Annotated in this window: 20 protein-coding genes; 7 read left to right on the top strand and 13 right to left on the bottom strand. The window is 65.7% G+C overall.

The annotated features are described in order from the left end of the window. Positions 1–4 precede the first annotated feature (4 nt). Together M2335_RS11300 and M2335_RS11295 are read right to left on the bottom strand one after the other, a co-directional pair. Positions 5–622 (bottom strand): YceI family protein, encoded by a 618-nt coding sequence (locus tag M2335_RS11300; RefSeq protein WP_264594746.1) that lies wholly within the window; start codon positions 620–622, stop codon positions 5–7. A gap of 115 nt (positions 623–737) precedes the next feature. After that, positions 738–1,487, bottom strand: a complete 750-nt coding sequence (locus M2335_RS11295; RefSeq protein WP_264594745.1) for a sulfite exporter TauE/SafE family protein — start codon at positions 1,485–1,487, stop codon at positions 738–740. A 280-nt stretch (positions 1,488–1,767) separates the two neighbouring features. Here M2335_RS11295 and M2335_RS11290 point away from each other — a divergent pair, with 280 nt between their 5' ends. The 3 genes from M2335_RS11290 (at position 1,768) to M2335_RS11280 (ending at position 3,581) form a co-directional block, all read left to right on the top strand. Beyond that, on the top strand, positions 1,768–1,947 hold the full coding sequence (locus M2335_RS11290) for a hypothetical protein (protein WP_264594744.1): 180 nt from the start codon (positions 1,768–1,770) through the stop codon (positions 1,945–1,947). A gap of 3 nt (positions 1,948–1,950) precedes the next feature. After that, complete coding sequence (locus M2335_RS11285; RefSeq protein WP_264594743.1) at positions 1,951–2,952, top strand: TerC family protein; 1,002 nt, start codon at positions 1,951–1,953, stop codon at positions 2,950–2,952. A 92-nt stretch (positions 2,953–3,044) separates the two neighbouring features. Then, positions 3,045–3,581: a mismatch-specific DNA-glycosylase gene (locus M2335_RS11280; protein ID WP_264594742.1), complete on the top strand. Its 537-nt coding sequence runs from the start codon at positions 3,045–3,047 to the stop codon at positions 3,579–3,581. Between the two features lie 60 nt (positions 3,582–3,641). Here M2335_RS11280 and ilvC read toward each other — a convergent pair whose 3' ends face one another. The 6 genes from ilvC to miaA form a co-directional block, all read right to left on the bottom strand. Next, positions 3,642–4,661 (bottom strand): ketol-acid reductoisomerase, encoded by a 1,020-nt coding sequence (ilvC, locus tag M2335_RS11275; protein WP_181559289.1) that lies wholly within the window; start codon positions 4,659–4,661, stop codon positions 3,642–3,644. 156 nt (positions 4,662–4,817) lie between these two features. Further along, complete coding sequence (ilvN, locus tag M2335_RS11270) at positions 4,818–5,330, bottom strand: acetolactate synthase small subunit (RefSeq protein ID WP_181559290.1); 513 nt, start codon at positions 5,328–5,330, stop codon at positions 4,818–4,820. 49 nt (positions 5,331–5,379) lie between these two features. Then, positions 5,380–5,742, bottom strand: coding sequence for a hypothetical protein (locus M2335_RS11265; RefSeq protein WP_264576072.1), 363 nt, complete (start codon positions 5,740–5,742; stop codon positions 5,380–5,382). After that, positions 5,742–7,487: an acetolactate synthase 3 large subunit gene (locus M2335_RS11260; protein WP_264594741.1), complete on the bottom strand. Its 1,746-nt coding sequence runs from the start codon at positions 7,485–7,487 to the stop codon at positions 5,742–5,744. Before M2335_RS11260 ends, M2335_RS11265 begins: the two co-directional genes overlap by 1 nt. Before the next feature lie 243 nt (positions 7,488–7,730). Beyond that, positions 7,731–8,936 carry a collagen-binding domain-containing protein gene (locus M2335_RS11255; RefSeq protein WP_264594740.1) on the bottom strand — a complete coding sequence of 402 codons (1,206 nt, stop codon included), beginning with the start codon at positions 8,934–8,936 and terminating at the stop codon, positions 7,731–7,733. A gap of 129 nt (positions 8,937–9,065) precedes the next feature. Then, on the bottom strand, positions 9,066–10,019 hold the full coding sequence (gene miaA / locus M2335_RS11250) for a tRNA (adenosine(37)-N6)-dimethylallyltransferase MiaA (protein ID WP_264594739.1): 954 nt from the start codon (positions 10,017–10,019) through the stop codon (positions 9,066–9,068). Here miaA and serB point away from each other — a divergent pair. The 4 genes from serB to M2335_RS11230 all read left to right on the top strand — a co-directional run bounded on the left by serB (position 10,018) and on the right by M2335_RS11230 (position 13,733). After that, the gene (serB, locus tag M2335_RS11245) at positions 10,018–10,926 is read left to right on the top strand and encodes a phosphoserine phosphatase SerB (RefSeq protein ID WP_264594738.1); all 909 of its coding nucleotides are present in this window, start codon (positions 10,018–10,020) and stop codon (positions 10,924–10,926) included. The genes miaA and serB overlap by 2 nt on opposite strands. Positions 10,927–11,026: 100 nt before the next feature. After that, the gene (locus M2335_RS11240; protein ID WP_181561377.1) at positions 11,027–11,734 is read left to right on the top strand and encodes a ParA family protein; all 708 of its coding nucleotides are present in this window, start codon (positions 11,027–11,029) and stop codon (positions 11,732–11,734) included. Further along, positions 11,731–12,291 (top strand): hypothetical protein, encoded by a 561-nt coding sequence (locus M2335_RS11235; protein WP_264594737.1) that lies wholly within the window; start codon positions 11,731–11,733, stop codon positions 12,289–12,291. Before M2335_RS11240 ends, M2335_RS11235 begins: the two co-directional genes overlap by 4 nt. A gap of 5 nt (positions 12,292–12,296) precedes the next feature. Continuing rightward, entirely contained in the window at positions 12,297–13,733 is a 1,437-nt protein-coding gene (locus M2335_RS11230; RefSeq protein ID WP_264594736.1) for an SPOR domain-containing protein, read from the top strand. A 21-nt stretch (positions 13,734–13,754) separates the two neighbouring features. Here the strand turns inward: M2335_RS11230 and M2335_RS11225 are convergent, their stop codons facing one another. From M2335_RS11225 to M2335_RS11205, 5 genes are read right to left on the bottom strand one after another with little or no spacing between them, the layout of a single operon-like run. Further along, positions 13,755–14,978: a dihydroorotase gene (locus M2335_RS11225; protein ID WP_264594735.1), complete on the bottom strand. Its 1,224-nt coding sequence runs from the start codon at positions 14,976–14,978 to the stop codon at positions 13,755–13,757. Continuing rightward, entirely contained in the window at positions 14,969–15,958 is a 990-nt protein-coding gene (locus M2335_RS11220; RefSeq protein ID WP_264594734.1) for an aspartate carbamoyltransferase catalytic subunit, read from the bottom strand. Before M2335_RS11220 ends, M2335_RS11225 begins: the two co-directional genes overlap by 10 nt. A 49-nt stretch (positions 15,959–16,007) precedes the next feature. Then, positions 16,008–16,298 carry a DUF1294 domain-containing protein gene (locus M2335_RS11215; protein WP_264594733.1) on the bottom strand — a complete coding sequence of 97 codons (291 nt, stop codon included), beginning with the start codon at positions 16,296–16,298 and terminating at the stop codon, positions 16,008–16,010. 7 nt (positions 16,299–16,305) lie between these two features. Then, positions 16,306–16,782 carry a Holliday junction resolvase RuvX gene (ruvX, locus tag M2335_RS11210; protein WP_264594732.1) on the bottom strand — a complete coding sequence of 159 codons (477 nt, stop codon included), beginning with the start codon at positions 16,780–16,782 and terminating at the stop codon, positions 16,306–16,308. Further along, positions 16,782–17,894 carry a DUF3089 domain-containing protein gene (locus M2335_RS11205; RefSeq protein ID WP_264594731.1) on the bottom strand — a complete coding sequence of 371 codons (1,113 nt, stop codon included), beginning with the start codon at positions 17,892–17,894 and terminating at the stop codon, positions 16,782–16,784. The genes ruvX and M2335_RS11205 overlap by 1 nt, the downstream gene beginning before the upstream one ends. Between the last annotated feature and the right edge of the window lie 34 nt (positions 17,895–17,928).

The raw sequence follows: 17,928 nt of genomic DNA, 5'->3' as shown, positions 1-17,928 counted from the left end.
AGCGCTACTTGGTGAAGCCGGCAACGATCTCGAGCTTCACGGTATCGCCGACCATCGGCAGGCCGTAAGCAACGCCAAAGTCGCTCCGCTTGATCGAGCCGGTGGCGGTGAAGCCGACATTTTCCTTGTTACCCATGCCCATGCCGGCGCCATAGAAGCGTGCGTCGAGCGTGACCGGCTTGGTCACGCCGTTCAGCGTGAAGTTGCCGGTGATCTTGGCAGCCTGACCGTCCACGACGACGCTGGTCGAGACGAAGCGGGCGTCGGCGGGCGCCGGGCCGAAGAAGTCGGCGGCCTTGCCGTCCTTGCCCGCGCGCAGCAGGTGAGCCGTCAGGCCCGCGCTGGCAGTGGTGACCTTGGAGACGGGAATGGTCACATCGACCTTGGCCGCCGAAGGGTTTTTGGGGTCGAGCTGGAGCGTGCCGGTGATGTCACCGAAAATGCCGAAATAGGGCGTGAAGCCCAGATGATCGACCTCCCACTTCACCAGCGTGTGGCCGGGATCGGCGGTGTAGGTGCCGCCGGAAATCGCGGCGGGGTCCGGCTTGCCGGGCTGTGCGACCAGCCCGCCGGTGATGCCGGCAAGAAGAAGAGCGGGGAGGGCAGCGTGAATGAGGCGCATATCTGTGTCTCCTGATCGTCTGCGAGGGGGATTGAGAACGATACGCCTTAGCATAGCGTGCCGCTCGCCGCTGTCATCAGGGGAATGCAAGGGTGCGGCGCGGAGCGCGCCGGACTTAAATCAGCGCATCGGCGAGCAGTTTCACGCCAAGGAGGATCATCAGGACGTAGATCAGCACATAGAAGCGCTCCGGATCGACCTTGCGGACCAGCTTCACGCCCAGCATCGTGGAGATGAGGGCGAGGGGGATCAGCACCCCGGTCGCCAGCAAATTGGCGTGGGTGAACTGGCCGAGCGCGGCATAGGCCGGCACCTTGATCCAGTTCATCACCGCAAAGGCGATGGCGGTTGTGCCGACGAGCGTATCGCGCGGCAGCTTGCGCGGTAGCACCCACATCTGGAAGGGCGGCGAACCGGCATGGGCGACGTGGCTGGTGAAGCCCGATGCGACGCCGAACAGCACGCCCAGCCATGCCGGGGAATTGGAGGGCAGGGTGATCGCATGGCCTCGCTCGACCCACAGGCGCTGCAGCCCGAACAGGATCGAGATCGCGCCGAGCACGCCCAGCACCACATCCGCCGAGACCTGCGCGGAGAAGAAATAGCCCAGCGCCACGCCAATGGTCATGCCGGGGATCATCACCGCGAGCACATGCCCATCCCAGGTGCGGCGGAACGCCCAGACGCCCACCACGTCCTGCACGATCAGGATCGGCAGCAGGATGGCCGCGGCGCGCACCGGATCGATGGCGAGCGCAAGAATGGGCATGGCCAGCGAGCCCGCACCGGAAAAGCCACCCTTGGCAAGGCCGGAAATCACCACGGCGACCACCGCGCACAGAATGTAGAGGGGATCGAGTGGCATGGGGATCGAGACCTCGGGCTTCGCGGCCCGGCAGGCGCGATGTGATCTGGCATAGCGCCTCGGTCGCCGCTCGACGCAAGTTTTTTCGCATCGCCCTCTTGAAACCTGCCGGGATATCTCCAAAATGCGGCCTGCGGACCGGGCCCCTCTGGCGCAGCGCTCAAACATGAGCGCCTCGCGATGTCGGACCGCATCGGGTGATACCGGTGCAGGTTCGGTTTTTCAGGCTCAGGCATCCAGTCATCCGATCACGTGCAAAGCACTTTGGAGGATGACGTTCATGAATATCTTCACGTTCAACTTGATGATCCTGCTGCAACGCGTCGATGATGCGCTGTCCAGTGAACGCGGCAAGGCGCGGCCCGATGGGCGCCTCGTCGCGCGCTTGCGTCTGCGCCGCGACGTGCTGATGAGCCGCTTGCGCCGGTCGCTGGCCGGTCCCCGGGCACTGGGGGCCTAACGCATGGAAGTTCTGGATATTCTCTGGCTCGGCAAGCCGGCGTGGATGTGGCTCATGTTCATGGGCCTTGTGCTGGCCCTGCTGGTCTTCGATCTGGGCGTGCTGCACAAGGAGGAGAAGGAAATCGGCGTGCGCGAGAGCCTCGCCATGTCCGCCTTCTACATCACGCTTGGTCTGGCCTTCGGCGGCTGGATCTGGTGGCAGCTTGGGCCGACGGCGGGCCTGAATTACGTCACGGGCTTCGTGGTCGAGAAGAGCCTGGCGATGGACAATGTCTTCGTCATCGCGATGATCTTCACCTATTTCGGCATTCCGCGCCTGTACCAGCACCGCGTGCTGTTCTGGGGCATTCTCGGCGTCATCGTGCTGCGCGCGCTCATGATCGGCTTCGGTGCCGCGGCCGTTCAGCGCTGGGATTGGGTGCTGTATGTCTTCGCCGCCTTCCTCATCTTCACCGGCATCAAGATGTGGCGCAATGCAGAAGCCGAGTATGATGTCGGCAAATCGCCCGTGCTCCGGTGGATCAAGCGCCGCTTCCGGGTGACGGAGGAGCTGCATGGCCATCATTTCTGGGTGAAGCTGCCTGATGGTGCGACAGGGCGGACGGTCCGTTACATGACGCCGCTGTTCCTGGCGCTGCTGATGGTCGAGTTCGTCGACGTGGTGTTCGCGGTAGACTCGGTCCCGGCGATCTTCGCCATCACCACCGATCCGTTCATCGTCTACACCTCGAACATCTTCGCCATTCTGGGCCTGCGTGCGCTGTATTTCGCCCTGGCGGCGATGGTGCATCGCTTCCACTACCTCAAATATGCGCTCAGCCTGTTGCTGGTGTTCATCGGCTCCAAGATCGTCCTGGCCGATGCGCTCGGCATCGCCAAGATCCCGCCGGTGGTGTCGCTCAGCGTCACCTTCGTCATTCTGGCGGGCGGCGTATTCTACTCTTTGTGGAAGACGCGCGGCGAGCCGGTGGTGCTGCCGCCTGCCGAGGCCAACAACGTCTGACGCGATCCCGAAACGCCTCTCTGCACGACGGGGAGGCGTTTTCATCTCATCCCCTTACCGGGCGGCCCTCTGCGGCCTACATGAGGGGCATGATGGTTTTGCCCAGATCAGGTCCGTTGCCGGATGACTTCACCGTGCCGGACCTGTTGGCGCCGGGCCTGCGGCTGGTCTTCTGCGGCACGGCGCTCGGGCGCCAGTCGGCGCAGGCGCGGGCTTATTATGCCAATCCGACCAATTTGTTCTGGCGCACGCTGCATCAGGTCGGGCTGACACCGGAGCGGTTCTCGCCGAGCGATTATCCGCGATTGCTGGATCTGGGCATCGGCCTCACCGATCTTTCCAAAGGTCATTTCGGCAATGACGCCGAGCTGCCGGCCGACGCCCTGGACGGCGCGGTGCTGCGCGAAAAAATGCTGTGCTATCAGCCCGCTGTCCTCGCCTTCACCAGCAAGACCGGCGCCAGCCGTCTGCTCGATCGCCCGGCGGGCCGGATCGCGCTGGGCGAACAGAGCGAGCGCATTGGGACGACGCGGCTGTTCGTGCTGCCTTCGCCATCCGGCTCGGCGCGGCGCTATTGGAATATCGCGCCATGGCAGACGCTGGCCGATCTGGTGAATGGCAGCGCGTAACAGAAAGGGCGGCGAACCAACGGTCCGCCGCCCCATATCTGGACTAATGCCGGAAAAGGCTCAGTTCTTGGCCTGATCCACCAGCTTGTTGGCGCCGATCCAAGGCATCATGGCGCGCAGCTGGGCGCCGGTCTGCTCGATCGGGTGGGCGGCAGCGGCCTTGCGGCTGGCCTTCAGCTCCGGCTGGCCGGCGCGGTTGTCGAGCACGAAGTTCTTGACGAAGCGGCCGGACTGGATGTCTTCCAGCACCTTCTTCATCTCCCACTTGGTCTCTTCGGTGATGATGCGCGGACCGGTGGTGATGTCGCCATATTCGGCGGTGTTCGAGATCGAGTAGCGCATGTTAGCGATGCCGCCCTCATACATCAGGTCGACGATCAGCTTCACCTCGTGGAGGCACTCGAAATAGGCCATTTCCGGCGCGTAACCGGCTTCCACCAGCGTCTCGAACCCGGCCTGGATGAGGTGGGTCAAGCCACCGCACAGCACAGCCTGCTCGCCAAACAGATCGGTCTCGCACTCTTCCTTGAAGTTGGTCTCGATGATGCCCGAGCGACCGCCGCCAACGCCCGAGGCGTAGGAGAGGGCGATGTCATGGGCATTGCCGGTCGCGTCCTGATGAACGGCGATGAGGCACGGCACGCCGCCGCCCTTCACATATTCGCCGCGCACGGTGTGACCCGGGCCCTTGGGCGCGATCATGATCACGTCGACATCTGCCGGCGGCTCGATGAGGCCGAAGTGGACGTTGAGGCCGTGCGCGAACGCCAGCGCGGCGCCGGGTCGGAGATTGCCCTTGATGTCGTTCTCGTAGATGGCGGCCTGATGCTCGTCGGGCGCGAGGATCATCAGCACGTCGGCCCACTTGGCAGCATCCGCATTCGCGAGCACCTTGAAGCCGGCGCCTTCCGCCTTGGTAGCCGAGGGCGAGCCGGGACGCAGCGCGATCGCGACTTCAGCAACGCCCGAATCGCGCAGGTTCTGCGCATGGGCATGGCCCTGGCTGCCATAGCCGAGGATGGCGACCTTCTTGCCCTTGATGAGGCCGATATCGGCGTCGCGATCGTAATAAACACGCATTTCCCAGAACCCTTCTCTTTCAGTTCGTCGGGCCGACCTGTGTCGGCATCCATGTAAAAATCTCGTGTCGGCCCCCGCCGGCGGACCGCTCCTGCACCTTTCAGCCGGCAAAGCCAAGCCGGTGTCGCGGTTTTCTGCGGGGTGGACTGGCTAAATTCAGGCGGCGGCGCCCCGCAGCATCCCGACAACGCCGGTGCGGCCCACTTCAACGAGCCCCAGCTCGCGCATCAGGCCGACGAACGTATCGACCTTGCTGCTCGGCCCGGTGATCTCGAAAACGAAGCTCTCCAGCGTGGTGTCCACCACCTTGGCGCGGAACACGTCCGCCAGCCGCAGCGCCTCGATGCGCGCCTCGCCAGTGCCGGCGACCTTCACCAGCGCCAGTTCGCGCTCCACGAAGGGGCCGATTTCGGTGAGGTCGGTCACCTTGTGCACCGGCACAAGTCGCTCCAGCTGGGCAATGATCTGGTCGATCACGCGCGGGGGGCCATTGGTCACGATGGTGATGCGGCTGACCTTATGGTCCGCGCTCACGTCCGCGACGGTCAGGCTCTCGATATTATAGCCGCGTGCCGAAAACAGACCCGCGATCCGCGCGAGAATGCCTGCCTCGTTGGTGACCGTGACGGACAGCACATGGCGTTCGCTGTCCTCCTGGCGGATGTGCATCACTCTTCGTCCTCGTCAAGAAATCGCAATGGGTTCAAAATCAGGTCGGTCAGAGACCGGTTGGGTCGTCTGGCGTCCCGGCCGGGCCGTCACTGGCTGGCGGCGCGACCGAGAGCATGCCCGTCATCGCATAATGCCAGCCCTCGGGCGTGCGGTGGGCGATGCGCACCGGTTCGCCCAGCATCGCATCGAACACCCGGCGCAGCGGCTCTCCAACATAGCGGGGCGACACCAGAACGCTGTCATAATCCCGCTCGTTGAATTGAAACCGGCTTTCCAATTCGATCACCCACTCGCCAGCATCCTCGTCGCCATGGTCGCGCGTCGTGCCGAACAGGTCGGCACTCTCATTGTGCCGCTCGAAATCGAACGGTTCGCTGACATGGAGGCGAAGGCGGACGGGCTGGGTCATCAGACCAGCGCCCTGGCCTCGTCGTCCATCGTCCCGGAGACCTGGCTGGGGTCGAGCAGCATATCGGTATGCGCCGCACCAGACGGGATCATCGGGAAGCAGTTGGAGAGCTTGGCCACCCGGCAATCGACAATGACCGGGCCCGGCGTGTCGATCATCCGGCGGATGCCGGGGATCAGTTCGTCCATAGTCTCGATGCGAATGCCGGTCGCGCCATAAGCTTCGGCCAGCTTCACGAAATCGGGCAGGCTGTCCGAATAGCTGTGCGAATAGCGGCTCTCATAGGTCAGTTCCTGCCACTGGCGGACCATGCCCATATATTCGTTGTTCAGGATGAAGATCTTGACCGGCAGGCGATACTGGATCGCCGTGCCAAGCTCCTGGATGTTCATCTGGATCGAGGCATCGCCGGCCACGTCGATCACCAGCGAATCGGGGTTGCCGAGCTGGGCGCCGATCGCGGCCGGGAAGCCATAACCCATGGTGCCGAGCCCGCCCGAGGTGAGCCACTTGTTCGGTTCCTCGAAATGATAGTGCTGGGCCGCCCACATCTGGTGCTGGCCCACTTCGGTCGTGATGATCGTGTCGCGGTCGCGGGTCGCATTATAGAGCTCGGCGATGGCCCGCTGCGGCATGATTTCCTCGCCGGTCTCGACATAATCGAGGCTCTTGCGTGCGCGCCACTCGTCGATCTGCGACCACCAGCCGCTATAATCGGGCTTCTTGAACCCGCGCGCCTTGAGGCCGGCGATGATCGCCTCGATCGCGCGGCCGACATCGGCAACGACGGGCACGTCCACCGGCACGATCTTGTTGATCGAGCCGCGGTCGATATCGACATGGATTTTCTTGCTGAGCGGGGCGAACGCATCCAGCCGGCCGGTCACGCGGTCATCGAACCGCGAACCCAGCGCCAGAATGAGATCGGCCTTGTTCATCGCGAAATTGGCTTCGTAGGTGCCATGCATCCCCAGCATGCCCAGCCATTGCGACGAGGAGGCGGGGTAGGCGCCCAGGCCCATGAGCGTCGAGGTGACCGGCGCGCCGAGCATATCGGCCAGCGCCCGCAGCGCTTCGCTGGCGGCGGGGCCGGAATTGATGACGCCGCCGCCCGTGTAGAGGACTGGCTGCTTGGCATCGAGAATGAGCGCAATGGCCTTGTCGATCATCTCCGCATCCGGCTCGGTTTGCGGCCGGTAGCTGGGATGGGCATTAAGCGAGGGCTTCTCATAGGCGGCGGTGGCAACCTGCACGTCCTTGGGAATATCGATCACGACCGGGCCGGGGCGGCCGGAGGTCGCGATGTGGAACGCCTCGTGCACCGTCGCGGCCAGATCGGCCGGGCTTTTCACCAGATAATTATGCTTGGTGCAGTGGCGGGTAAGGCCGACGGTATCGGCTTCCTGGAACGCGTCCGTGCCGATCAGTGTCGTCGGCACCTGCCCGGTGATGACGACCATCGGGATGGAATCCATCAGCGCGTCGGTGATGCCGGTGATCGCGTTGGTCGCGCCGGGGCCGGATGTGACGAGCACGACGCCGGGCTTGCCGGTCGAACGGGCATAGCCCTCGGCGGCGTGGGCCGCAGCCTGCTCGTGGCGGACGAGAATGTGCTGGATCTTCGGGTGATCGTAGATCGTATCATAGATCGGCAGCACCGCGCCGCCGGGATAGCCGAACACGGTGTCGACCCCCAGATCGAGCAGGCATTGAACCAGAATGTCGGCGCCGCTTCTCTCGGCCACGGGAAACTCCTTGAAAACCATTAGCAGCGCCCTTGGTCGAAAGGAGCTGCCCTGACAAGGTTGGTGCCTCTATGGATTATAAAATGCCGTGTCAAATCAATATTGAGTAATAAAATTACAATAACGGAAAAATTTGCAACATTTTATTGGACGGGCATGTTCTCGCCAGCGGCCCAAATGGAAACGGCGCCGACCGAAGTCAGCGCCGTTCCAGCTTTTCAAGGATGATGAAGATCGTGGCCGTCAGGCGAAGGCGACGGTCTTCGCGCGGCGACGCATCGCCAGACCGGTCAGGCCCAGGCCCATGATCATCATCGCCCACGTGGAAGGCTCGGGCACGGGCACCAGATTGAGGTTGCCGTTGAAGGTGCCGAGGTGGATCTCGCCGCCATTGCCATCAGTATAGCGCCCGACCACGACCGAACCTTCGATCGGGGTGTGGATCAGCAGGCTGGCGCTGGGCGCCAGGACCGAGCCATAAAAAATGTTGCCGGAGAAGTTGAGCGTCTCCGCGTTCACGAAGTTCCAGATGACCTGCTGGTTGTTCGCCTGATTTGCGCCGTTGGAGTTGAAGCCCAGGTTCACATCGGTGCCGAACACATTGATGATGACCGGCGTCGTGCCCGAGAAGTTGTACTTCAGGCTGTTGATCGATGCGAAGTCGGCCGCATTGAAGGAGAACAGCGCATAGCCGGCGCCATTGTCCACGGCGTTCAGCGTCATGGCCGTGCCGGTGATGTCGAAGCCGCTCGGGTTGCTCGCCATGTTGAGCGAGGCGAGTGCGCTCGAGAGCGCGCGCACATCGTCGGAGACCTTGGTCACCGTCGCCGTGATGGGTGCCGAGACCGAGGCCGCATAGCCGGAATTGCCGGAGGCGAGATTGAAGTTGCGCGTGCCGCCGTTGAAGTTGCCAGACGCGGTGCCGCCGACATTCAGCGAGCCGCCACTCTGGTTGATCGTCCCGCCGGAGAAGCTGCCGCCGATCGTATAGACGTCGCCATTGCCGATGTTGGGGTTGCTGCCGGTGAAGTTGCCGCCAACCGTCACGGTGCGGGGCGTCGAGTTCATCGTCAGCCAGCTGTTGCTGACATTGCCGGCGACCGAGGCACTGCCGCCGCTGGCGATGGTGCCGACGCCGCCATTGGATCCGTTATGCACCTTGATATCAGCATTTGAGATATTGCCGCCTACCGTCAGAACGGGAATACCGGCATTCTTTGTCTGGCCCTGGCTCGAATTGCCGATGCCGACTTGGCTCGCGCCGGTCAGGTTGCCGCCGACCAGCATCTTGCCCTCGACATCATGCTTCAGGTTCACGTCACCCAGCACGATGAGATTATAGTTCTTGAGCGCTTCAAGGCCCGCAGCGGCATCGCCGGATGCGAGGGCGGGGGCGCTGGCAAACGCGGCGAGGCCGAGCGCGATGGCAAGGGACGAACGCTTGAGCATGAAACAGGTCTCCGTCGGTGCGGGATGGCGAAAGATGAACGGCCTTTATACCATTTGTCAGAGCGTTGAAGCGTTCATCTTGCACGTCGAAAGCCATGTCCGGTTTTGGTACAGACGAGCAGGTGGCCGTTAATGGCCCTCCGGCGCGATGCTGTTGAAGTCTTCAATGATCACCGCAGCCTGCGGATCGATGGTCGTCCAGCCGGCTTGCCGGCCCCGAGCCCATGTCCGCTGCCGCTTCTGATAGGCGATGGTCTGCTGGAGGATGGCTGCCCGTGCTGTCGCCCGGTCGATTTCGCCCGCCAGCATCGCGGCGAGTTCGCGAACGCCGAGTGCGCGCAGCACCGGTCGATCAGGCGGAATGTCCCGGCGAACGAGCGCTTCGACCTCCTCGATGGCGCCGTGCGCCAGCATGAGATCCAGCCGTTGCTCGGCGCGTTCGGCGAGCACCTCGCGCGGGAGCATCACCACCGCACCGTGAATGCGCATGTGTCCCGCAAGGCCGCCTTCGCGCCGGGCCTGCCATTGGGGGAGCGGCGTCCCGGTCGAGCGGACGACCTCCAGCGCGCGCGCGACGCGCGAGGTATCCGCCGGGTTGAGCCGCCCTGCACTGACTGGGTCTTCCCGTTCCAGCGCGGCATAGCTCTGCGTCACCGGCAGCGCGCGCACGGCCTCGCGGATCGCCGGATCGATGGCCGGGACCGGCGCGATGCCGTGCAGCAGCGTGTGCAGATAAAGCCCGGTGCCGCCCACGAGAATAGCCGGAACGCCTTGCGCATGGGCGGCATCGATTTCTGCCTTGGCGTCCTGCGCCCAGCGCGCGGCCGAGCAATCTTCCATGCCGTCGATATGGCCGAAGAGGCGGTGCGGGGCCTGCGCGAGGTCCTCCTCGGGCGGGCGGGCAGTCAGCACATTCAGGTCCGCATAGACCTGGCTGGCATCGGCATTGATGATGATGCCGCCCGTCGCCCGCGCGAGCCGCATCGCGACTGCGCTCTTGCCGCTGGCGGTCGGCCCGGCAATAAGCGCCACCGGCGGCCGCTCCCGGTCGCGCATTTCGGGCAGGGAATCAGGATCAGGCATGGCTGGCGGCATTTCGAACGGACGGGACATGGTTGCGACCTTAGTCGCGCATGACGGACTTGGGCAGGGGGACGTGACCGCCGCGCGCGATGCGCTGGCGCAGGCGGGTCTCGATGTCGCCGCGCCGGTCTGGATCGAGGCGGGTGAGGCTGTCGACCTGCCCTTCGCCGGTGGCCGGGCCGTTGCGCGCGCGGCGCTGGAAGCGCTGGCGCCGCCCGCCGACCTGTTCGTGCTCGCGGGGGCGAACCGCGATTGCCGTCTGTTCGTGGCGGATATGGATTCGACGATGATCACCGTCGAGTGCATCGACGAGCTGGCCGATTATGCCGGCCTCAAGGAAGAAATCGCGGCGGTGACCGAGCGAGCAATGCGCGGGGAACTGGATTTCGCGCAGGCGCTGACCGGGCGGGTCGCGCTGCTCAAGGGTCTGGACGCGACCATGATCGATCGCTGCCGCGCCGAGCGGGTGCGGCTGATGCCCGGCGCCCGGGCGCTGGTGCAGACCCTGCGGGCACGCGGCGCGCGCACGATCCTGGTGTCCGGCGGGTTCGTGCCGTTCGCGCAGCCGGTCGCGCAGGAGATCGGGTTCGATGTCGCCATTGCCAACACCCTGCACATCGCCGACGGCAAGCTTGCCGGCACGGTCGGCGAACCGATTGTCGATGCCGCACGCAAGCGTGCCGAACTGCTCGGGGCGGCGGAGCAGGGCAGATTGTCGCCCGCGCAATCCATCGCCATCGGTGACGGGGCGAACGATATTCCGATGATCGAGGCGGCCGGGCTAGGCGTTGCCTATCATGCCAAGCCCAAGACACGCGCCGCTGCCGATGCCGCCATCGAGCGGGGTGACCTCAGCGTCCTGCTGCATGCCCTGGGCATCGCTCGGGCGCAGTGGGTGACGGGCTAGCCGGGTCGCGGCCTATGCAGGCCGGGCAGCGCACTTAACCGAATCTTAGAAGGAAGCGTGAGATTTCCTTGCCCGATCCATGATCGAGCGGGGGAATGTCGTGCGGATATTGGCGCTAGCATCTCAGAAGGGCGGTTCGGGAAAGACCACGCTGTCTGGCCATCTTGCGGTTCAGGCGCAGCGCGCTGGCGCGGGGCCGGTCGTCCTTATCGATATCGATCCGCAGGGTTCGCTCTCCGATTGGTGGAACGAGCGCAGCGACGATTATCCCGCCTTTGCTCAGACAAGCGTCGCGCGTCTCGCCGGCGATCTTGAGGCGCTGCGTCAGCAGGGGTTCAAGCTGGCGGTCATCGATACGCCGCCGGCGATCACCATGGCCATTCAGAGCGTCATCGGCGTCGCCGAGCTGATCGTGGTGCCGACCCGGCCCAGCCCGCACGATCTGCGTGCCGTGGGCGCGACGGTCGACCTGTGCGAACGCGCCGGCAAGCCGCTTATCTTCGTGGTCAATGCGGCAACGCCGCGGGCGCGCATCACCTCGGAAGCCGCGATTGCGCTGTCGCAGCACGGCACGGTGGCACCGGTCACCATTCACCAGCGCACCGACTTTGCGTCCTCGATGATCGATGGGCGCACGGTGATGGACTTCGATCCCAAGGGACGCTCGGCGCAGGAGGTCGAGCAGCTCTGGAGCTATGTGGCCGATCGGCTCGAGCGGAATTTCCGGCGGACGGTGTTCTCGCCCACGCATGTCGCAGCGGCGATGTCGCGCCAGACGGGCTTCGGTCGTCGGGTGGTGCAGGGATGAATCGCGATAATTCCATGACCGAGCCGCGCCCTGCGGCATCGCTGACGGCGAGCCTGCTCGCGCGGCGGGGCACTGCGCGCCCGGCCATGCGTCGGCCGGCGCTGCCGGGTCTTTCGACTGCCCCGACCGTCCATGATGACCTTGGCTGGAATGACATGGGGGAGGGCGCTGTCCCTCACATGACAGCGCCGACCACCGGGACGGACGCTGCGGTGCCCATCAACGCCAATGTGTCCGTGGCTGCTGAGAGCGACCCGGCGCCGGTCTCCCCGGCCAAGCAGCAGATGCTGGCTCTCGCCGAGCAAATCAGCCTGCGCGTCACGCCGCCGAAAGTCACTTCCAAGCGCCCGGCCAGTCTGGCGGGCGTCGGCCGCAAGGCGGCGTTCACGCTGCGGATCGATAGCGAGAGGCACCTGCGCCTGCGCCTGCTGAGCGCGGTCTCGAAGCGCTCCGCCCAGCAGCTTCTCATCGAGGCGCTGGATCAGATGATTGCCGCCGACGCGCATGTGCAGGCGCTCGCCGAAGAGATTGAATCCAGCTCGGGACTGGAGGCGTGAGGCATATGGCGCGCTCCGTAAAAATGCCTTTGCTGCTGGTGACGGTGGCGCTCTCCAGCGTGACGCTGGGCGGCTGCGCACAGCTGGGTCTCCAGTCCCATAGCGCGCGCGCGACGCCCTCGGTTGCGCAACTTTCGCCCAAGATCGAGTCAGCGCTCGCGGATCGCAAGTTCGCCCACGCGCTCGACCTTGCCGAGGCGCTGGTCGCCGCCGACCCGGCTACTGCAGGCCATCGCGTCTTGCTGGGCCGTGCCTATCTCGCCAATGGCCGCTATCGCTCGGCACAGGCGGCGTTCACGGACGCCATGGCGCTGGGCAACAGCGATGTCCGCACGATCATCAGCCTGGCCTTGTGCGAGACCGCGCTGGGCAATGACAGCACGGCCCAGGCTTTGCTCGCCGACAACGCTGCCACGCTGCCCGCCTCGGACTATGGTCTCGCCATGGCCATGGCTGGCGACGTGCAGGAAGGCGTGCGCGCGCTCGTTTACGCCGCGCGCCAACCTGACGCCTCGGCACAGACACGGCAGAACCTCGCCTTTGCCTTGGCGCTGGGTGGCGCCTGGGGGCAGGCACGGCTGATCGCCGGGCAGGATCTGTCCGCCAAGGAGGCCGAGCAGCGCATCGGGCGCTGGTCTCAGGCCGTGGCGCAGGCTGAACCCGGCGCGCGGGTGGCTGCCCTGACTGGGGTTGCGCCCCGTGCCGACGATGCCGGGATGCCATCTCGCCTCGCGCTGCGTAGCTTCGAGCTCCCCGCCGTTGCGGAACTGGCACCTCCAAAGGCTGTCGCCCCGTCGCCAGCGAAGACGGCTGAAGCGGCTGCACCAGCGGCAGCGGCCGATGCTACGCGCGCAGCACCCGCCGTTCAATCCGTCGCGATCCCGACCTCGAGCCGGTCCTCAGACCCGGCTGGCCCGGCAAAAGCCAATCCTCCCGTCGCGTCCCCGGCGAACGCGCCCTACGGCGCGCCGTCCGCCGAAATCCTCTCAGCAGCGCCTTTGCTGGTCCTGCAGCCAGGGCCAAGGGCGCCCGACATCGCTCAGATTGCCTTTGCGCCGGCTGCATCCAGCCCGTCGATGGGGGTAAAGATCGCCGCCGCGTCTCGCGCGGTGCCGGCCAGGCCGGGTCACGCTTCGGGCGATTGGGTGATCCAGCTCGGCGCCTTCGACAGCGCAACGATGGCGCGAGTGAAGTGGCAGGATATGCGCCGCAACCCGCATCTGGCTGGCTATCGCGAGATCGTTGCCGCCGCGAGCGTCAATGGGCGCACCTTCCATCGCGTGGCGGTGGGTGGGTTTGCCAGCCGGGGCGCGGCCGGTTCCCTGTGCCAGACTTTGCGCGGCGAGGGGCAGGCTTGTTACGTGCGCCGCGATGACAGCAATGCATCGCGCATGGCGCGCGCTGGCGCCTCGGCCGGCGGGTCGCAATTCGCGTCGCGGTGATGGGGCAGTTGGGCGATCCGCTCAGCGGATCACGCCGCCTTTCATGATCATCCGCGCCCGGCCCTGAACCGGCAGCTTGTCGAACGGCGTGTTGCCGGCCGCCGCTGCCATTTTGGCCGAATCGACGATCCAGGGCGTATCAGGCGCGATGAGGATGAGGTCCGCCGGCGCGCCCGGCGCCAGCCGTCCCGCGTCGAGGCCGAGGAGTGCGGCGGGATTGGCCGCGAGCAGGGCCATCATCCGGGTTTCGGTGATCTTGCTTTCTCGCACCAGGTTGAGCGCAAGGGGCAGCAGCGTCTCGGCGCCGGCGATGCCGGGCAGGGCGTCCGCGAAGGGCAGGCGCTTGTCTTCCGGGCCGCGCGGATCGTGGCCCGAGCACAGCACGTCGACGGTGCCATCCGCGACCGCCTCGATCGTGGCAAGCCGGTCCCGCTCATCGCGCAGTGGCGGGGAGAGCCGCGCGAAGGTGCGGAAATCGCTCACTGCCGCATCGTTGAGGAAGAGGTAGGAGGGGCTGGTGCCGCAGGTCACCTTCAACCCTTCGGCCTTCGCCGCGCGAATGAGCGCGAAGCCCGCCGCGGTGGTGACGAGGCGGACATGCAGGCGTGCGCCCGCCTCCCGCGCCAGCGCGATGTCTCGCGCAATAGCCATCGCTTCGGCACTGGCCGGGGCACTGGGCAGGCCGAGGCGCGAGGCTGTTTCGCCATCCGTCGCCACGGCATTGGCCGTCAGCCCGCCATCCTCGGCATGGGTAATGACCACCAAGTCGAGCGCAGCGGCATAATGCAGGACGCGCAGCATCACGCCCGAGTCGGCAATCCAGCGCCGGCCCGTCGCGATGGCCCGGGCGCCAGCGGACTTCATCAGCGCCATTTCCGCCAGTTCGCGCCCCTCGAGGCCGCGCGTCGCGGCGCCGAGCGGATGTACCCAGAAGTCCGGCTTGCCGGCCCGCGCGGCGTGCTGGATCAGCCCCGGCTCATCGAGAACGGGCGACTGGTCCGGCATCAAAGCGGCGCGGGTGATACCGGCGAAGTGGAAGGCCGGCTTGTCGGTGCGGAACACGCCCAGATCAATGATGCCCGGTGCGAGGATCATGCCCTTGGCATCAACGACTTCGGCGCTGTCAGGCACCTTTACCGCGCCGACCGCAGCGATTGTCGCGTCTTCCACGAGCAGCGTGCCTTCGGAAAGGGTGTTGGCGGTCGGATCGCACAGGCGTGCGTTGATGATCGCGGTCAGGCCCATCCTTCGACTCCCCGGGCTGTGCGGGTGAGGACATCGAGGCAGGCCATGCGCATCGCAACCCCCATCTCGACCTGCTCGGTGATCGCCGAGCGATCCGGATCGTCCGCCACGCTGCTGACGATTTCCACGCCCCGGTTCATCGGGCCGGGGTGCATGATGATCGCGTCCGGCTTGGCACGCTTCAGCCGCTCGGGCGTGAGGCCATAGAGCGCGTGAAATTCGCGCGCGGAGGGGATGAAGGCGCCATCCATCCGCTCATTCTGAATGCGCAGCATCATCACCACATCCGCGCCATCCAGCGCGGCGTTGAAATCATGGAACGGCGTGACCCGATAGCGCTCCACTGCGGGGGGCATAAGCGTCGGCGGCGCGCAGACGCGCACCTGCGCACCCAGTGCGGTGAGGCAGAGCATGTTGGAGCGGGCGACGCGGCTGTGGAGGATGTCGCCGCAGATGGTGACGATCAGCCCCTCGAAGCTGCCCTTGCGCCGCCTTATGGTGAGCGCATCGAGCAGTGCCTGCGTCGGATGCTCGTGGCGCCCATCGCCGGCATTGAGCACGGGGCAGTCCACCATGTCGGCGATCAGTTGCACGGCGCCCGAGCTCATATGGCGGATCACCATCACGTCGGCGCGCATCGAGTTGAGCGTCACAGCGGTGTCGATGAGCGTCTCGCCCTTCTTCACGCTGGATTGGGCAGCGTTCATGTTCACCACGTCCGCGCCCAGCCGCTTGCCCGCCACCTCGAAGGAGAGCAGCGTGCGCGTGCTGTTCTCGAAGAAGGCGTTCATCTGCGTGAGGCCGGCGAGGCGCCCGTCATGCTTGCGGCTGCCGGCGCGGTTGAGCGAGGCCCATTGCTCGGCTTCATCCAGTAAGAAGCGGATTTCATGCGGCGCCAGATTGGCGATTCCCACCAGATGCCGGTGCGGAAAATTGTCCCGGCCGATGAGGCCGGTGGCGGGAGAGGGCGATATTGTCATTAAAGCGCCTCGTTAGTGGAGCGGCGGGGCGGACTCAAGCGCTGATGTATCAGGCATTGACCGTCCAGGCATTGAGATCGAGCAGGATGATGAGCGCGCACTGGGCGGCGGCGATGAGGAACAGCGCGCGGGAGAAGTCCCGCTTGCGGGTCTTGTGCCGGAAAAGCAGCATGGCGAGCCAGGCGCCAATCGTCCCGCCGATCGCCGCCAGGGTCAGCAGATCGCGCTCGCGCATGCGCGGTCCCCCGGCAATGGCGCGCTGCTTGTCATAGCGGAAGGCGGCGAGGGTGATGAGGTTGATCAGCACCAGCCAGCCCCAGATGATGTGCGTTTCCGTCATGCGCCGGTCAGCCCATCGTCAGGCCGTCAATGGCCCCCTGCAGGATGAGGGCGGCGGCGTGGGCGTCGATCTTCTCTGCGCGCTTGGCCCGGCTCATGTCCTGCGCGATCATCGCCCGCTCGGCAGCGACGGTCGACCAGCGCTCGTCCCACAGCAGCACGGGCAGGCCGAGTACGGCGATGTTGCGGGCAAAGGCGCGTGCAGCCTGGCTGCGCGGGCTCTCGCTGCCATCCATATTGAGCGGCAGGCCGATGACGAGGCCCTTGACCGACTGCTGGGCGATGAACTGGGCGAGCACCTCCCGGTCCTTGCTGAACTTGCTACGCTTATGCGTGTGCGCCGGGCTGGCGATGCTCCAGCCGGCATCGCACAGGGAAAGGCCGATGGTCTGCGTGCCAAGGTCCATGCCGAGCAAGCGTCCGCCAGCCGGCAGCGCCTGCGCGAAGGATGCCTTGTCGAGCGTGATCAGCGTTTCCCCGACCATCAGCGCTGCCATGCGGCCAGTCGACCGAGCGCATCGGCGCGGATGTTCGCCCAGAACAGGGGATAGTCGTACACGTGGTAATTGTTGCCCGGGAGCACGAAGGTGCCGAGCTTGGGCGCGCTGTCCAGCATCAGGAAGCCACGGCCAGCGCAGCGCGCGCCGATCTCGCCGGGCGTGAGCAGCACGGTCGACGCCGCCTCGCCATCACCGCGCAGTACGCCCAGATTGGCATCGCCCGGCGCGTCCGGCGCCGCGCCGCCATTGAGCGGATTGGTGCAGAGCATGGCCGACCCGGCGCGCGATTGGCCGTCCAATCCACGCTCGCGGTCGAACGTTGCTTCGACGGCGGAGGTGTCTGCCGGCGCAGCGAAGCTTTGCCAGCTCAGCAGGCAGCCGGTCGTGCCCGGCCCCGTGCAGGCGGGCAGGCCGAGAGCGGGCAGATCATGCTCCACGGAGACTGGCCAGCCGACGACATAGGCTGCGACCAGCCGGGCCTTGAGTGCAGTGTTGCCGGCCTCCTCATGGAGCAGCCGCAGCAGGTGGCGGCTGCCCTGGCTATGGGCGGCGAGAATGACCGGCCCTTGCGGATTGGCGACGAGGAATTGCGCAAAGGCGGCCTTCACATCCGCATAGGCGCGCTCCATCGCCCGCGCGGCATCGGCCTTGTCGGTGAGGAAGGCGCCGAACACCGCCTGCCGGTAGCGTGGCGCCCAGATGTTTCCGGCTGCGGCAAAGGCGCTGGCCTGAATGCGCACGAACCGCCCGGCCTGCGCCTTTGCGATGCGGTCGTTGATCGGCGCGTTCCAGTGGAGCGTCTCAAAGGAGCTGGTGGGATGAACGAAGAAGATCGCGGCCTTCTGGGCAGGCGCCGCTTCGGCCAGTTTTGCAGCCGGTTGCCAGCGGGCGGGATCGTCGGGGCGCCCGTCCGGTCGGCTGATCCATCCATCGCCACTTGCGTAAAAATTCGCGGGCAAGGCAGGCGGTTCGCTGAATGCGACGTGCGGCACCAGCGCCCTCTGCATCAGCCGGGGGCCGAAGAAGGAGAAAGCGATCATTCCCGCGATCGCCAGGGCTGTGAAAAACGCGACGACATACAGGAACTTCCGGGCCAAAGGGGCACGACTCCATCTCTGTGGCAAGCTGGGC

Source organism: Sphingobium sp. B12D2B, from assembly GCF_025961775.1.
Taxonomy (GTDB): domain Bacteria; phylum Pseudomonadota; class Alphaproteobacteria; order Sphingomonadales; family Sphingomonadaceae; genus Sphingobium.
This window is presented reverse-complemented; position numbering and strand designations above follow the sequence as displayed.

Bases quoted from the DNA above. Each gene is read 5' to 3' on its own strand.
- M2335_RS11300 (WP_264594746.1), bottom strand. From the start codon at position 622: ATGCGCCTCATTCACGCTGCCCTCCCCGCTCTTCTTCTTGCCGGCATC.
- M2335_RS11295 (WP_264594745.1), bottom strand. From the start codon at position 1,487: ATGCCACTCGATCCCCTCTACATTCTGTGCGCGGTGGTCGCCGTGGTG.
- M2335_RS11290 (WP_264594744.1), top strand. From the start codon at position 1,768: ATGAATATCTTCACGTTCAACTTGATGATCCTGCTGCAACGCGTCGAT.
- M2335_RS11285 (WP_264594743.1), top strand. From the start codon at position 1,951: ATGGAAGTTCTGGATATTCTCTGGCTCGGCAAGCCGGCGTGGATGTGG.
- M2335_RS11280 (WP_264594742.1), top strand. From the start codon at position 3,045: ATGGTTTTGCCCAGATCAGGTCCGTTGCCGGATGACTTCACCGTGCCG.
- ilvC (WP_181559289.1), bottom strand. From the start codon at position 4,661: ATGCGTGTTTATTACGATCGCGACGCCGATATCGGCCTCATCAAGGGC.
- ilvN (WP_181559290.1), bottom strand. From the start codon at position 5,330: ATGCACATCCGCCAGGAGGACAGCGAACGCCATGTGCTGTCCGTCACG.
- M2335_RS11265 (WP_264576072.1), bottom strand. From the start codon at position 5,742: ATGACCCAGCCCGTCCGCCTTCGCCTCCATGTCAGCGAACCGTTCGAT.
- M2335_RS11255 (WP_264594740.1), bottom strand. From the start codon at position 8,936: ATGCTCAAGCGTTCGTCCCTTGCCATCGCGCTCGGCCTCGCCGCGTTT.
- serB (WP_264594738.1), top strand. From the start codon at position 10,018: ATGGCTGGCGGCATTTCGAACGGACGGGACATGGTTGCGACCTTAGTC.
- miaA (WP_264594739.1), bottom strand. From the start codon at position 10,019: ATGCCTGATCCTGATTCCCTGCCCGAAATGCGCGACCGGGAGCGGCCG.
- M2335_RS11235 (WP_264594737.1), top strand. From the start codon at position 11,731: ATGAATCGCGATAATTCCATGACCGAGCCGCGCCCTGCGGCATCGCTG.
- M2335_RS11230 (WP_264594736.1), top strand. From the start codon at position 12,297: ATGGCGCGCTCCGTAAAAATGCCTTTGCTGCTGGTGACGGTGGCGCTC.
- M2335_RS11225 (WP_264594735.1), bottom strand. From the start codon at position 14,978: ATGGGCCTGACCGCGATCATCAACGCACGCCTGTGCGATCCGACCGCC.
- M2335_RS11220 (WP_264594734.1), bottom strand. From the start codon at position 15,958: ATGACAATATCGCCCTCTCCCGCCACCGGCCTCATCGGCCGGGACAAT.
- M2335_RS11215 (WP_264594733.1), bottom strand. From the start codon at position 16,298: ATGACGGAAACGCACATCATCTGGGGCTGGCTGGTGCTGATCAACCTC.
- ruvX (WP_264594732.1), bottom strand. From the start codon at position 16,782: ATGGTCGGGGAAACGCTGATCACGCTCGACAAGGCATCCTTCGCGCAG.